Source organism: Mesorhizobium sp. M0923, from assembly GCF_040319365.1.
GTDB lineage: Bacteria > Pseudomonadota > Alphaproteobacteria > Rhizobiales > Rhizobiaceae > Mesorhizobium.
The window spans coordinates 59,230-72,692 of sequence record NZ_JAMYNW010000016.1 but is presented as its reverse complement, the minus strand read 5'-3'; the positions used below and the strand labels follow the sequence as shown (position 1 = coordinate 72,692).

The 13,463-nt window shown below is 63.2% G+C and carries 17 protein-coding genes; 8 read left to right on the top strand and 9 right to left on the bottom strand.

Features of this window, described 5'->3' with window-relative positions:
• Nucleotides 1–281 precede the first annotated feature (281 nt).
• The 5 genes from ccmA (at nucleotide 282) to NKH89_RS24490 (ending at nucleotide 2,789) form a co-directional block, all read left to right on the top strand.
• Nucleotides 282–911: a heme ABC exporter ATP-binding protein CcmA gene (gene ccmA, locus NKH89_RS24510; protein ID WP_352494037.1), complete on the top strand. Its 630-nt coding sequence runs from the start codon at nucleotides 282–284 to the stop codon at nucleotides 909–911.
• Nucleotides 905–1,570 (top strand): heme exporter protein CcmB, encoded by a 666-nt coding sequence (ccmB, locus tag NKH89_RS24505; protein ID WP_352481065.1) that lies wholly within the window; start codon nucleotides 905–907, stop codon nucleotides 1,568–1,570. Before ccmA ends, ccmB begins: the two co-directional genes overlap by 7 nt.
• Complete coding sequence (locus tag NKH89_RS24500; protein ID WP_352481064.1) at nucleotides 1,570–1,947, top strand: Imm50 family immunity protein; 378 nt, start codon at nucleotides 1,570–1,572, stop codon at nucleotides 1,945–1,947. Before ccmB ends, NKH89_RS24500 begins: the two co-directional genes overlap by 1 nt.
• Before the next feature lie 102 nt (nucleotides 1,948–2,049).
• The gene (gene ccmD / locus NKH89_RS24495; RefSeq protein WP_352494038.1) at nucleotides 2,050–2,217 is read left to right on the top strand and encodes a heme exporter protein CcmD; all 168 of its coding nucleotides are present in this window, start codon (nucleotides 2,050–2,052) and stop codon (nucleotides 2,215–2,217) included.
• Nucleotides 2,214–2,789: a DsbE family thiol:disulfide interchange protein gene (locus NKH89_RS24490; RefSeq protein WP_352790086.1), complete on the top strand. Its 576-nt coding sequence runs from the start codon at nucleotides 2,214–2,216 to the stop codon at nucleotides 2,787–2,789. The genes ccmD and NKH89_RS24490 overlap by 4 nt, the downstream gene beginning before the upstream one ends.
• Nucleotides 2,790–2,821: 32 nt before the next feature.
• Here NKH89_RS24490 and NKH89_RS24485 read toward each other — a convergent pair whose 3' ends face one another.
• Nucleotides 2,822–2,989 (bottom strand): hypothetical protein, encoded by a 168-nt coding sequence (locus tag NKH89_RS24485; RefSeq protein WP_023721879.1) that lies wholly within the window; start codon nucleotides 2,987–2,989, stop codon nucleotides 2,822–2,824.
• A gap of 263 nt (nucleotides 2,990–3,252) precedes the next feature.
• Here NKH89_RS24485 and NKH89_RS24480 point away from each other — a divergent pair, with 263 nt between their 5' ends.
• Both NKH89_RS24480 and NKH89_RS24475 read left to right on the top strand, forming a co-directional pair.
• Complete coding sequence (locus tag NKH89_RS24480; protein ID WP_352481062.1) at nucleotides 3,253–4,170, top strand: SMP-30/gluconolactonase/LRE family protein; 918 nt, start codon at nucleotides 3,253–3,255, stop codon at nucleotides 4,168–4,170.
• Between the two features lie 32 nt (nucleotides 4,171–4,202).
• Nucleotides 4,203–4,412, top strand: coding sequence for a tautomerase family protein (locus NKH89_RS24475; RefSeq protein ID WP_352481061.1), 210 nt, complete (start codon nucleotides 4,203–4,205; stop codon nucleotides 4,410–4,412).
• Between the two features lie 278 nt (nucleotides 4,413–4,690).
• Here NKH89_RS24475 and NKH89_RS24470 read toward each other — a convergent pair whose 3' ends face one another.
• From NKH89_RS24470 to NKH89_RS24440, 7 genes are all read right to left on the bottom strand, one after another.
• Entirely contained in the window at nucleotides 4,691–5,224 is a 534-nt protein-coding gene (locus NKH89_RS24470) for an NADPH-dependent FMN reductase (RefSeq protein ID WP_352481121.1), read from the bottom strand.
• 40 nt (nucleotides 5,225–5,264) lie between these two features.
• Entirely contained in the window at nucleotides 5,265–5,885 is a 621-nt protein-coding gene (locus tag NKH89_RS24465; protein WP_352481060.1) for a pyridoxamine 5'-phosphate oxidase family protein, read from the bottom strand.
• Between the two features lie 91 nt (nucleotides 5,886–5,976).
• Nucleotides 5,977–6,642, bottom strand: a complete 666-nt coding sequence (locus NKH89_RS24460; protein WP_023721875.1) for a septation protein A — start codon at nucleotides 6,640–6,642, stop codon at nucleotides 5,977–5,979.
• Nucleotides 6,643–6,702: 60 nt separating this feature from the next.
• Nucleotides 6,703–8,466: a signal recognition particle-docking protein FtsY gene (ftsY, locus tag NKH89_RS24455; protein ID WP_352494044.1), complete on the bottom strand. Its 1,764-nt coding sequence runs from the start codon at nucleotides 8,464–8,466 to the stop codon at nucleotides 6,703–6,705.
• A gap of 11 nt (nucleotides 8,467–8,477) precedes the next feature.
• Nucleotides 8,478–9,779 carry a tRNA (N(6)-L-threonylcarbamoyladenosine(37)-C(2))-methylthiotransferase MtaB gene (gene mtaB, locus NKH89_RS24450; protein WP_352494045.1) on the bottom strand — a complete coding sequence of 434 codons (1,302 nt, stop codon included), beginning with the start codon at nucleotides 9,777–9,779 and terminating at the stop codon, nucleotides 8,478–8,480.
• On the bottom strand, nucleotides 9,779–10,663 hold the full coding sequence (dapF, locus tag NKH89_RS24445) for a diaminopimelate epimerase (RefSeq protein WP_352481057.1): 885 nt from the start codon (nucleotides 10,661–10,663) through the stop codon (nucleotides 9,779–9,781). The genes mtaB and dapF overlap by 1 nt, the downstream gene beginning before the upstream one ends.
• Before the next feature lie 74 nt (nucleotides 10,664–10,737).
• Nucleotides 10,738–10,899 carry a DUF1328 family protein gene (locus tag NKH89_RS24440; protein ID WP_031195454.1) on the bottom strand — a complete coding sequence of 54 codons (162 nt, stop codon included), beginning with the start codon at nucleotides 10,897–10,899 and terminating at the stop codon, nucleotides 10,738–10,740.
• 289 nt (nucleotides 10,900–11,188) lie between these two features.
• Here NKH89_RS24440 and NKH89_RS24435 point away from each other — a divergent pair, with 289 nt between their 5' ends.
• Nucleotides 11,189–12,448 carry a flavin-containing monooxygenase gene (locus NKH89_RS24435; protein WP_352790097.1) on the top strand — a complete coding sequence of 420 codons (1,260 nt, stop codon included), beginning with the start codon at nucleotides 11,189–11,191 and terminating at the stop codon, nucleotides 12,446–12,448.
• Here NKH89_RS24435 and NKH89_RS24430 read toward each other — a convergent pair.
• Nucleotides 12,445–13,455 (bottom strand): MBL fold metallo-hydrolase, encoded by a 1,011-nt coding sequence (locus NKH89_RS24430; RefSeq protein ID WP_352494047.1) that lies wholly within the window; start codon nucleotides 13,453–13,455, stop codon nucleotides 12,445–12,447. The genes NKH89_RS24435 and NKH89_RS24430 overlap by 4 nt on opposite strands.
• Between the last annotated feature and the right edge of the window lie 8 nt (nucleotides 13,456–13,463).

Genomic DNA, 13,463 nt, shown 5'->3' with positions numbered 1-13,463 from the left:
GCGATCCCTAACTGTCGGTTGCCGGGGAGGGAACGGACGCCAGTGGGCATGCAAATCACGCGCAAAGGTGCGGGTACGGCCATTTCCGCTATCCGTTCCCAAGCGTCCGGGCCGTTCAAGGCGGCACGCGCGCTGGTTCGGCGCAAATTCGGTTCCCGTGCCGACCGCTGGCACGGATGATGCGGATATAGAGAATTTTCTGGAATAGTTCTAGACACGGAATTGCCATTTTTGCTGCGGCGCACCGAAGCCGCGCTTGAACTTTCGGCGAAGGGGAACGGATGCGGCTGATCGCCGAAAATCTGGGCGGCGAACGCGGCGGCGAGACGGTATTTTCCGGCATCGAATTCGCGCTGGGGGATGGCCAGGCGTTGGTCGTCACCGGCGCGAACGGCGCCGGCAAATCGACGCTGCTCAGGATCATCGCCGGACTGTTGCCGGTGGCGGCAGGCCGTGTGCGGTTCGAAGGTGGTGGCGAAGACTTTCCGTCGGCCGCCTCGGCCTGTCACTATCTCGGCCACCTCGACGCGATGAAGAGCGCACTCACCGTTAAGGAGAATCTGTGCTTCTGGCGCGATTTTTCGGGCGCGGGTTCCAGGGGTGTTGAAGAGGCGCTGGAGACCGTCGGGTTGGGCGGCATCGGCCATCTGCCGTTCGGCTATCTCTCGACCGGCCAGCGCCGCCGCGCCGCGATCGCAAAACTGCTGGTCAGTCATCGGCCATTGTGGCTGCTCGATGAGCCGACGGCGGGACTGGACAAGGCTTCGGAGGAGAGATTCGGCGGGCTACTGCGGAAGCATCTCGATGGTGGGGGGATCGTGGTTGCGGCCACGCATTTGCCGCTGGGGCTGGAGGGGGCGAGGGAGCTTGTGATGGGGGTGCCTGGGCGAAAGCATCTCACATCATGCTAGCCCTCTTTCTCCGCGACATCCGCTTAAGTATCCGCGCCGGCGGCGGGGCGCTGACTGGCGTGATTTTCTTTCTCGCCGTTATCGCGACCATCCCCTTCGGCGTCGGTCCCGACCTGAAGCTGCTGGCCCGCATCGGCCCGGCGATCCTGTGGATCGCCGCCTTGCTGGCCTGCCTGCTCGGCCTCGACCGGCTGTTCCAGGCTGACCGCGAGGACGGCTCGCTCGATCTTCTGGTGCTTGGCAACGACCGGCACATGCTGGCCCTGACCGTGCTGACGAAATGCCTGGCGCATTGGGCGGGTAGCGTGTTGCCGCTGGTCATCGCGGCTCCCCTGCTCGGCCTGTTCATGAACATGGAGCCCATCGGCATCGGTGCCACGGCGCTGACGCTTCTGGTAGGCACGCCGGCGATCACCTTCATCGGTGCCGCCGGTGCCGCGGTGGCGGTAGCATTGCCGCGCGGCGGGCTGCTGATCTCGGTGCTGGTGCTGCCGCTGACCATTCCCGTGCTGATCTTCGGCGTATCGGCAAGCTATGGCGCGGTGGCGGACCCCGATCCCTTCCTGCAGCCCTTCCTCATTCTTACCGCGCTGACCCTGTTTCTTGCCGTGCTCGGGCCGGTGGCAGCGGCGCTGGCGCTGCGGCACGGAACGGATTGATGTGGCCGCTGCGCATAGAGAACCCGATCTTTCTCCAGACCATCTACGGCAACTACCCCGATCTGTCCTCCGTCGAGGTTACCGGGGCCAAGATGGACCGCAACGGGCCTAGCATGCACCTTTCCTTCATCTCGACCGTCCTCCCCTACCGGCCTCCCGCCAAATGGGCGGCGTTCAATGCCGTGTCTTTCGGGCTTGAGTTCATCGCGGTCGAATCCATTAGCCTTCGCAAGTTCCAGAGCCATGGCTCCAGTGCAATCAGGATGTGGGATGACGCCGGTAGAATCCTGCTTACCTGCGAAGGAGCTGTCAGGCTGTCCCTGACGTGCCAATACATGCGTATCAAAAACATATCAGGTGTTTTGCTTTCGCAGTGACCTTCGGCTTGCGATAACCGCAAATCTGCCGCAGACCCGTTCATTGCGGCAAACAGCCGGTGAGGCTATGAATTTCGCCGTGAGAAGCCTTGGATCGGGAAAATGAGCGTGCACGCCCTTTATGTCACCGCCGCCTATGCCATTACGGCCGTGGTGCTGGCCGGGCTGGTTGGCTGGATCCTGCTCGACCAGCGCGGCCGCAAGCGAGAGCTCGCCGAGCTGGAGGCGTCCGGCGTGCGCCGGCGCTCCGACAAGGCAGCAAAATCATGAGCACGGAAACGGAAACTCCGGCGCGCCGCCGCCTGATCGTGCTGGTGCCGCTGCTGGTCTTTCTCGGGCTGGCGGGATTGTTCCTGGCGCAGCTGTTGTCCGGGCGCGACGTTTCGGAAGTGCCGTCGGCACTGATCGGCCTGCCGGCGCCGCAGACCAACCTGCCGGCGCTCGAAGGCACCAATTTGCCGGGCCTCGATTCAAAACAGTTCGCCGGCAAAGTGACGCTGGTCAACGTCTTCGCGTCCTGGTGCGCGCCGTGCCGCGACGAGCATCCGGTGCTGCTGGCGCTGTCGCAGGACAGACGCTTCGTCATGGCAGCGCTGAACTACAAGGACCAGCCGGAAAACGCCCGTCGGTTCCTTGGCGATCTCGGCAATCCGTTCCAGGCGATCGGCGTCGACCAGGCCGGGCGCACAGCGATCGACTGGGGTGTCTACGGCGTGCCGGAGACCTTCGTCATCGGCAAGGATGGCAAGATCGCCTACAAGCATGTCGGGCCGCTGACGCCGGACTCGGCGCAGACGCTGCTGCTGCCGGAGATCGAGAAGGCGCTGGCCGTGCCGGGCTGATGCCCGCCGATCGTGATAGGTCGACCGAAGACTCAGCCGTAGATCTGCTTGTGGACCTGATAGAGCATTTCTGAGCGGTCGGCGCGCATGTCGGCGAGGTCGCGGCTGCTGAAGCTGTCGATTTCGGCGACGAGGCGGTTGTAATGCCGGCGCTTGGCGATGCTGGCGCGAGCGCGGCTCATGAGGCTGTCGATGATCATAGCGAGTTTCCTTTTGCGCCGCATTTCGCGGCCAGTTGTTCCTCCCTTGATCGATACGAAGCATGACATAGTTATGGTGCGTTGCAAAAATAAGATGTTGCAATGCACCATTGCGCTGGGCGCATAGCCGGTTAACGGGATGTGACCTGCCGTCCGGCCCAGCATTCGCTCCCCTAATGCTTCTGACGCATCATCGATCTTGCCATATCGATCGCAGGCTGGCTTGATCGCGGCTCGCCAAGCGACTGATACCGGGAGGAACCATGACCAGCGAATTCTACGAAGTTCTCGATCCGCGCTTTTCGCGGCTGTTCAACGGCAACGCACAGGTCGACAGGCTGTTTACCGGCTGCCGATGGGCGGAGGGGCCGGCCTGGTTTGCGGCCGGGCGCTATGTGGTGTGGTCCGACATTCCGAACAATCGCATGCTGCGCTACGATGACACCGACGGCAGCGTCAGCGTGTTCCGTCAGCCGTCCGGCAATTCCAATGGCAACACCGTCGACCGGCAAGGCCGGATGGTCACTTGCGAGCACTCCGGCCGCCGCGTCAGCCGCACCGAGCATGACGGCTCGGTCATCACCATCGCCGACAAATGGCGCGGCAAGCGGCTGAACTCGCCCAATGACGCGGTGGTCACGTCCGACGGCTCGATCTGGTTCACCGACCCGAGCTACGGCATCGATACCGATTACGAGGGCGACAAGGCCGAAAGTGAGATCGGCGCCTGCCATGTCTACCGCGTCGATCCCGGCACCGGCGAGACCGAGGCGGTGATCACCGACATGGTCAGGCCCAACGGGCTCGCCTTCTCGCTCGACGAGAGCAAGCTCTACGTCGCCGACACCGGCCGCACGCATGGCGCCCAAAACCCGGCGCACATCCGGGTTTTCACTGTTGGCCAGGGCGGCAAGACGGTCTCCGGCGAAAAGGTCTTTGCCGACTGCACCGCCGGCCTGTTCGACGGTTTCAGGCTGGATGCGGACGGCCGCATCTGGACCAGTGCCGCCGACGGCATCCATTGCTACGATCCAGACGGGACGCTGATCGGCAAGGTCAAGGTACCGGAAGTCGTCGCCAATTGCGTGTTCGGCGGCAACAAGCTGAACTGCCTCTACATCGCCGGCACGACCTCGCTCTACATGGTCCGGCTCATGGTCAACGGCGCCAAAACCTATTGAACGGCCGCCAAGCATATCCAAGGGAGGGCACCATGCCATTCGTGAATATCCGCCTGGTCAAGGAGGTGATTGCCGATGACCCGGCCGGCAAAAAGGCCGCGATCGCCGCCCAGGTGACGGCGGCCATCACCGGCGCCACCGGCCTGACCAGCAACGATGTCTGGGTGGTGTTCGAGGAAGTCGCTGCACGCGACTGGTTCGTCGGCGAGACCGACGTCGAGACGCGGAGGGGCAAGGGCTGATTTCTCGACGAGCACAGCGGCAGTGCGGAAGTTTGCGAGAGGCCTGCGGGACAGCGCCCCCCTCTGCCCTACCGGGCATCTCCCCCACTTGGGGGGAGATCGGCAGCTTCGCCGCATGGCCCTTGTTTCAACGTTGGAGATTGGCGAAAGCAGGGATGACGGCCAATCTCCCTCCTTGTGGGGGAGATGTCCGGCAGGACAGAGGGGGGCGCGAAGGATCGCCGACGCTCGCTTCGCGTTCGCTCTGCCCTGGGATACGACAGCACGATGGCCGCCACTTAACGCGAGCGGATGAAGCCCGCGAAGGCCGAAACGGCGCTGCGCATCGCCAGCCGGTTTTCCGGTTCCGCCAGGATTTTCTCCACCTCCGGCGGCTTCTTGCCGAGCAACGCGATTTCGAGCGCTGCTTCCTCATAGAGCGCGAAAGACATTGTCCGCATGATCTCGGCAAGTGCGGCGCGGGCAAACAGCGAGCGCGGCGAGGCATGTACCAGCATGGCCGGTTTGCCGACGGCTGCATCGCGCGACACCAGCCAGTCGAGCGCGTTCTTCAGGCCGCCTGGCACACCATGGGCATATTCCGGGCAGGAGACGATGACGCCGTCAGCGGCGGTGACCGCGTCGATCAGCGCCGCTGCTTGCGGTGGCGTTCGCTCGCCTTCGTCGTCGGGGTTGAAGATCGGCAGCCGCCCAAGCCCATCGTAGACGGCGACGTGACAGTCCGGCAGCGCGTTTTGCGCGAGTGCCGCGACCAGGGCCGAATTGGTCGAGGCGGCGCGCAGGCTGCCAGAGATGGCGAGGATGTTGAGCAAGGAAATGGAGACCGGCTCGAGCGATTCGTCGCCGGGCACACTACCACATGGTCTCTCTGTATTCCTCGTCCAGCCAGCGGTCGGTCGCCTCGGCCGAATCGGCGAGCGCCAACTGGTCGCGCAGGATCTGGCCGAGCGTCGGCAGCGTCGCGCGGTCGTACCAGCTCTCCGGCTTCCACAATTCGGAGCGCATGAAGGCCTTGGCGCAATGCATGTAGGCGGCCTTGACCGTCACCACGACGACGCTTTGCGGTGCCTTGCCGTCGACCGCCAGCCGCTCACGCAATGACGCATCGACGGTGATGCGGGCATCGCCATTGACACGCAGCGTTTCGTTCATGCCGGGAATGAGGAAGAGCAGCCCGATCGAGGGATTGAGAAGGATGTTCTCCAGCGTGTCGAGCCGGTTGTTGCCGGGCCGGTCGGGGATGGCGATGGTCTTCTCGTCAAGCACTGTTACGAAGCCCGGCCTGTCGCCCTTCGGCGTCACATCGGCATTGCCGGCGCCGTCGGACGAGCCGATCAGCACGAAGGGGCTCTTGCCGATGAAGGAACGGCAGTGGCCGTCCAATGCCTTCAGTTCCTTGCGGATCGAACCGTCGGTCGGCCGAGGCGTCTTGTAGATCGTCCTCAACTCGTCGCGCGTGGTGATGAATTCCATGCCCCTCTCCTCCTATTCTGACGCAATTCCCTAGGGAAAGCGCTACGCGCTTTTCCCCGGAAAACCGCTACACACTTTTCTTGGAATTGCTCTATTTGCCGGCTTTCTCTTCCTTGGCGGCCTTGTCCTCGAGCGAGTGGCGCAGGATCAACGGCATTTGGCTTAACGTGAAGACAAGGGTAATGGGAATCGTGCCCCAGACCTTGAAATAAAGCCAGGTTTCCTCAGAAAAATTGCGCCACACGACCTCGTTCAGTACAGCCAGAAAAAGGAAGAAAAGCCCCCATCGGAAAGTGAGCTTGCGCCAGCCTTCGGCGTCGAGATTGAAGGCGGAATCAAAGACATAGCCCAACAGCGATCTGCCAAACGCCAACCCGCCAAGCAGCGTGATGCCGAACAGGCTGTTGATGATTGTCGGCTTCATGAAAGCGAAGGTCTTGTCCTGCAGCCACAGCGCCAGCGCACCAAACACAAACACGACGATGGCCGAGACCAGCGGCATGATCGGCCAGCTGCGCGTCAAAATCCACGAAACGCTGAGCGACAGCGCCGTCGCCACCATAAAGAACGCTGTGGCAATCAGGATAGGCTCGCCGATATGGCTGAGGATCGGGAATTTCCCGACAAGCCACGCGCCGCGGATGGTGGTGAAAAAGAACACCAGACCAGGCCCGAGTTCGAGCAGGAATTTCAGGCCGGAGTTCAACGCCTTGCGTCGCGGATCGGACAGGTCGCGTTCGAGGATGGGTGGGTTCATGGGATCCTTCTTACGCACGATCCAATCCAAAAAGTCTGCAACTTTTCGGGATCATGCTCGTCAAGCCACGCCAGCGATCGCCCTGGCGAACTCGCTTGCGGAAAAGGGTTCGAGGTCGTCGACCTGTTCGCCGACGCCGATGAAGTAGACCGGCAATTTGTGCTTTGCCGCGATCGCCACCAGAATACCGCCGCGCGCCGTGCCGTCCAGCTTGGTCATCACCAGGCCGTTGACGCCGGCGACATTGCGGAAGATCTCGACCTGGTTGAGCGCATTCTGGCCGGTGGTGGCATCGACCGTCTGCAGCACGGTGTGCGGCGCTTCCGGATCGAGCTTGCCCAGCACGCGGACGATCTTTTCCAGTTCCGCCATCAGTTCGGTCTTGTTCTGCAGCCGCCCGGCGGTGTCGATGATCAGCACGTCGGAGCCGGCCTCCTTCGCCCGCTCGAAGGCGTCGTAAGCGAGGCCGGCGGCGTCGGCGCCGAGCTTCGAGGCAATGACCGGCGAGTTGGTGCGCTCGCCCCAGATCTTCAACTGCTCGATCGCGGCGGCGCGGAAAGTGTCGCCGGCGGCGAGCATCACCGAGAGGCCGCCATCGGTCAGCTTTGCGGCGAGCTTGCCGATGGTCGTGGTTTTCCCCGTGCCGTTGACGCCGACGACCAGGATGACATGCGGCTTGTGGCTGAGGTCGAGTTCCAGCGGCATGGCGACATGGGTCAGCACCTTCTCCACCTCCGCCGCCATGATGGCGCGGACTTCCGTCTCGGAGACATCCTTGCCGTAGCGGCTGGCGGAGAGCGCGTCGGTAACGCGCAAAGCCGTCTCCATGCCGAGATCGGCGCGGATCAGCACATCCTCCAGGTCCTGCAGCGTGTCCTCGTCGAGCTTGCGCTTGGTGAAGACGCCGGCGATGTTGCCGGACAACTCCCTGGAAGAGCGGGCAAGCCCGTCTCGCATGCGCTGGAACCAGGAGCGCCTCGGCGCCGGTTCGGGCGCTCTTTGCGGCTCGGCCTTCTGCTCGACCTTCTTGGTTACGGTCACCTTGCCGGGGGCAGGTTTTGGCTCCGGCGATGGTTGCGGAATGGCCTCTGGTTCGGGCGCAATCTCGGTCAAGACCGGTTTCGTTTCGACCGGGGCGGGCTGGCGGAGCGGAGGCGGGATTTCGGCCGGCGGCGCTTCGGGCGCTGCGGAGGGGCTCTCGGCGGGCGGTGCGGTATCTTGCAGAGGTTCGCGCTGCCCCTCACCCTTTCCCGTTCCGGGGCGAGCCGCTTGTCTCGCCGGTCCTCCGGACCCCCGTGAAGGACGGAGAGAGGGGGACGTCAGCGTTGCAGCTTCTTCTTCATCGCTTTCAAAAGGAGGCTCGGCCTGCCGATCAGCCCCCTTCTCCCCGTCACCATACGGGGAGAAGGTGCCGGCAGGCGGATGAGGGGCAGCGCCAGCTTCCGATGACCGAGGCTCAGTCTGGACAATCTCCGGCTGCTCCGGCTCGGGAATAACAAGCTCGGCCGGGATTTCTTCCGGCTCCTCAGCAGGCGTTTCCGACTCCGGCTGGATCTCTGGCTCGGGCGGAATGGTTGGTGCGGGTTCGAGCGGTGGCTGCGGCGCGGGCGGCGCTTCCGTCTCGACAGACGGCGGAGGCGCAGTGTCTGCCTCGGGCCGCGACTCTTCGCGTTTCAAAAACTCCGGGACGGCCTGCTCGGCCGCCGGCTTCAGCGCCTCCAGTTCGTCCCATTTGATCGGCGGCAGCGGTGCGGTCTCGTCGGGCCGCTCCTCGACAACTTCCTTCTTGCCGAACGAAAATATCTTCTTGAAAAACCCGGCCATGTCTTGCGCTCTCAGGCGGCGCGGGCGGCAAGCGGCGCGGCGATCAGTCTGATACCGTCATTGCCGGCGATATCAGCCTCGACGATGTCGCCCGGCGCCCCGGCTGACAACACGGCCAGCGTAAACCCTTCGGTGCGGCCGAGCCCATCGCGCTCGACCAGGATCGACTGGCGTGTGCCAGCGAGCGAGGAAAGGTGACGGCGGTAGGCGACCTCGCCGGCGGCGCGCAACCGTGCGGCGCGCTGCTTGACCATTTCGCGGCGAAGCTGCGGCATGCGCGCGGCGGGCGTGCCCTGGCGCGGCGAAAACGGGAAGACATGGAGATGCGTCAGGCCGCATTCCTCGACGATCTCCAGCGAGTTTTCGAACATGGCATCCGTCTCCGTCGGGAAGCCGGCGATGATGTCGGCGCCGAAAACGATGCCGTGGCGCAGTTTGCGCACATCCTCGCAAAAGCGGATCGACTGGTCGCGGCTGTGCCGGCGCTTCATCCGCTTCAGGATCATGTCGTCACCCGATTGCAGCGACAGGTGCAGATGCGGCATCAGCCTCGGCTCGGTGGCGATGGCGTCCAGCAGATCGTCGTCGGCCTCGATCGAATCGATGGAAGAAAGCCGCAGGCGTTTCACGTCTGGCACCTGCTTCAGGATGGTCTTGACCAATTTGCCGAGCTTCGGTGCGCCCGGCAGATCGGCGCCAAAACTGGTCATGTCGACGCCCGTCAGCACGATCTCGGCATAACCATTGCCGGCGAGTCGCTTGACCTGCTCAACCACGGCGCCCATCGGGACCGAGCGCGAATTTCCGCGACCGTAGGGAATGATGCAGAAGGTGCAGCGGTGGTCGCAGCCGTTCTGCACCTGGACAAAAGCGCGCGCCCGGCCCTCGATGGCGTCGACCATGTGGGTGGCCGTTTCGCGCACCGAAAAGATATCGTTGACGCGCGCCTTTTCGGTGTCGTTGACGCCGAAATCCGGCAGCGCGCGATATGAATGCGCCTTCAGCTTCTCCTCATTGCCGAGGACGAGATCGACCTCGTCCATGGCGACGAAATCCTTCGGGCCGGTCTGCGCGGCGCAGCCGGTGACGATGATGCGGGCGGCCGGGTTCTCACGGCGGGCTTTTCTGATCGACTGCTTGGCCTGGCGCACCGCCTCGCCGGTGACGGCGCAGGTGTTGAAGATGATAGCGCCGCCTTCGAGCCCGCCGAGGCCCGCACTTTCGGCTTCACGCCGCATCACCTCGGATTCATAGGTGTTCAGCCGGCAGCCGAAGGTGACGACGTCGATACCCCTGTTGCCACGAGGAGCCATCAGGCGGCGCTTTCGGTGTCGCGCGCCCACGCCCCGGTCGACGGATCGAAGCTGCCGGAAAATTCCCATTCGGCGGCACCGGTCAGGATGACGTGGTCGTCGTCGCGCCACAGGACGTGCAGCGAGCCGCCGCCGGGCGTCATCAGCGTGACGCTGCGGCCGGTGCGCCGGGTGCGGGCCGCGGCGACCACGGCGGCGCAAGCAGCCGAGCCGCAGGCCTTGGTCAGTCCGGCGCCGCGCTCCCAGGTGCGGATGGCCATGGTCTCCGGCGAAGTCACTTGCGCGATGGTGACGTTGGCGCGCTCAGGGAAGATCGGGTGGTTTTCGAGCAGCGGGCCGAAGCGCTCGAGTTCATAGGACCGGACGTCGCGGTCGACCCAGAAGATGGCGTGCGGATTGCCCATCGAGACGACCGACGGCGAATGCAGTACCGGCGCATCGATCGGGCCGATCTGCAGTTCGATCATGCGGGTGTCGCGAAACTCCTCGGCCAGCGGGATGTCCCGCCAGCCAAAGCGCGGCTTGCCCATGTCGACCGAGATCATTCCGTCGGCATGTTCCTCGGCATTGAGGATGCCGGCGACTGTTTCAAAGGCAAATGTCTTCTGGCCCGTCTCGGCGGCGAGCGCCTGGACGACACAGCGCATGCCGTTGCCGCAGGCTTGCGCACTGGTTCCGTCGGAATTCAAGATGTCGATGAAAAAGGCGGTGCCCGGCGTCCTGGGATCGTGGATCGCCATGATCTGGTCGAACCTGGTCGCGGCGTCGGCATTAAGCGCGACGGCTGCCGCAGGCGTTACGCGATCGGCACGGCCACGCATATCGGCAACGATGATTTCGTTGCCGATACCGTTCATCTTGGCGAAAGGGGCCGCGCTTGCCATGGATCGAAAGGTCTCTTGCCGATTTGGCGCCTATATGGCGGATACCGGCCGAAATTACCAGTGCGGCATGCTTTTCAGGTCACCGCGAATACGCCAAGCACGATCAGCAGGAAGATGATCAGCACGATGCCGATGAGGATGCGGGCGCCGGTTGCGGCGGCTCCAGCCAGTGCCGGCATGCCGAGCAGGCTTGCCGCGGCCGCGATAATCAAAAGAATGATGATCCACCTGATCATGAGAGACACCTCGCAGCCGGCAGGTTTGAACACCTACAAACGCTTCTGCGAGGGCTTGGGTTCCCTGCGGTGGCTGGGCGGGTCGAGGACCTGGCTGTGATATGCAGCTACGGATGCAATGTTGTCATGGTGTTGAATGAACGCTACCGTTGTGTCGATTTGACGTCCGGGAATGGATATTTCGCTGCTAAGCAATCTTGGATCCGTTTTTTCGTCTTACCCATGATCTTCACCGCACCGAGACCGTAAGCTGACGACGTGTTTGGCGGGCCGGCGATAGAGTTTTCCAATGACTGAGCGTTGGGACACGATCATTATTGGTGGCGGCCAGGCGGGGCTCGCCATGAGTTACTATCTTCACCAACATGAACGTGAGCATGTCGTGTTGGAACGCGCGCGTATTGCCGGACGCTGGCGGACTGAGCGTTGGGATTCGCTTCGGTTTCAATTCATCAACCAGGCAATAGAGCTTCCTGGGGTTTCTTATCAGGACCCTGAACCGGAAGGATTCGCCCACCACACCGCCATCACGCGGTTCATCGAGCATTATGCGGCAAAAATTGCAGCTCCGGTTCGCGAGGGTGTGGAGGTCACGAAGCTCCGACACAGGGATACCGGCGATTATGCGTTGGAGACAAACGCCGGCAGCATGACGGCCCGCAATGTCGTTGTGGCGACGGGCCCGTTCCAGCGTTCGATGGTACCGGCGGCGGCCAAGGATTTGCCTCGATCCGTTTACCAGGTTCACGCTTCGAGGTACCGCAACCCCGACGAGCTTCCCCCCGGAGTGGTGCTGGTGGTGGGCAGTGGTGCATCCGGCAGCCAGATTGCGGATGAACTCCAGCAATCCGGGCGCGATGTCTATCTTTCGGTCAGTCCGCATCGTCGGGTGCCGCGGCGCTATCGCGGCCAGGATGTTTTGTGGTGGTTCGACAAAATGGGACGTTTCGAGATCACTATCGATAGTTTCCCGGAGCGGCGGTATCCCCCCTCGACCGTCGTAACCGGTGTCAACGGCGGTTACGATATGAACGTCCGCCGTTTTGCACACGATGGTGGAGTGGTGCTGGGACGTGTACTCGGATGCGCCGATGGAAAACTGTTGGTGGCCGGGGATGCCTCGCAGATATTGGCTGAAGCCGATAGGTCCTATGACGATTTTGTCTCCGCGGCAGAGGCGTTGGCAGAGAAACCTGAAGTCTCGGACCACATCAGCGATGGCAATGAACGCTCAGCAACGCCAAACCTGGCGGAAGTCGGCGGCGCCCGGTCAGTGGATATCTCCGGCGAGAACGTCGGCTCGGTCATCTGGGGAACGGGATATCGCTTCGACTATAACTGGATCGATTTACCAATTTTCGATTCGCGCAACGCACCTATTCAACAGCGTGGCGTGACAGCCTTTCCCGGCCTATACTTTCTTGGCCTTCATTGGATGCATACCTTCGGCTCCGGCCTTCTTTCATATGTGGGCCGCGACGCCGCCCATATAGCCAGGCATATGGAAGCTTTGCAGCCGCCTTCGCCGTCAGGCCAGCCGCCGCGCTAAACCTCTGGCACGTCCCAGACTTCGCCCGGCTGCAAGGCACGGAAACGATCCCGCGGCAGACCGGCGGCTCCAAGTGCTTCGCCGAGCTTTCTGGCCGGCTCGTCGATCGGCTCGTTGGTGAGCCGGAATGTGCCCCAGTGGCAGCCGGCGGCATAGCCAGCGTTGCACAAAAGCATGCCTTGCACCGCCTCCTCCGGATCCTGGTGATGCGGCGCCATGAACCAGCGCGGCTCGTAGGCGCCGATCGGCAGGATGGCGAGGCGGAAGCCGCCATGCTTTTCAGCCATCAGCCGGTAGTTGATACCGCCGTGGAAGCCGGTATCGCCGGCAAAATAGATCTTTGCACTTGGCGTTTCGACGACGAAACCCGCCCACAGCGCCATGCGCCGGTCGCGAGTACCGCGGGCCGACCAGTGGTGCACCGGCTCGACATGCACGGCGACGTCATCGCCGATATCGACCCGATCGCCCCAGTCATGCGCGGAAAGCCGCATACCGGGAACGGCAGCGCCGATGATGGCGTCGTTGCCGAGCGGCGTCAGCAGTAGCGGGTCGTGCCTTGCCTTCAGGCGCTTCAGCGTGGCGAGGTCGAGATGGTCGTAATGGTTGTGGCTGACCAGCACGAGGTCGATCGGCGGCAGATGGGAAAAGGCGATGCCCGGCGGATTGACGCGTTTCGGCCCGGCGAACGAGATTGGCGAGACACGCCGCGACCAGACCGGATCGGTAAGGATGTTCAGGCCGGCTGTCTGGACGAGCAGCGAGGAATGGCCGACCATGGTGAGGCGGAGCGCTGCACCATCGATCCGCTCGACCGGTCTTGCCGGTGGAAACGGACTCGGATTCGCCGCCGGCCATTTCGAGCGCTCGCCGCTCAATTGCCATTTCAACAGATCGGCAAAGCGACCCGGCGGCCGGCCGTCGGGATTGAAGAACAAGGTGCCGTCGAAATGATCGCTGGGCGGGCCGCTGTAATAGCGGTTGGCGGCTCTCTTTCTCGCGGCCAAGAAATCGG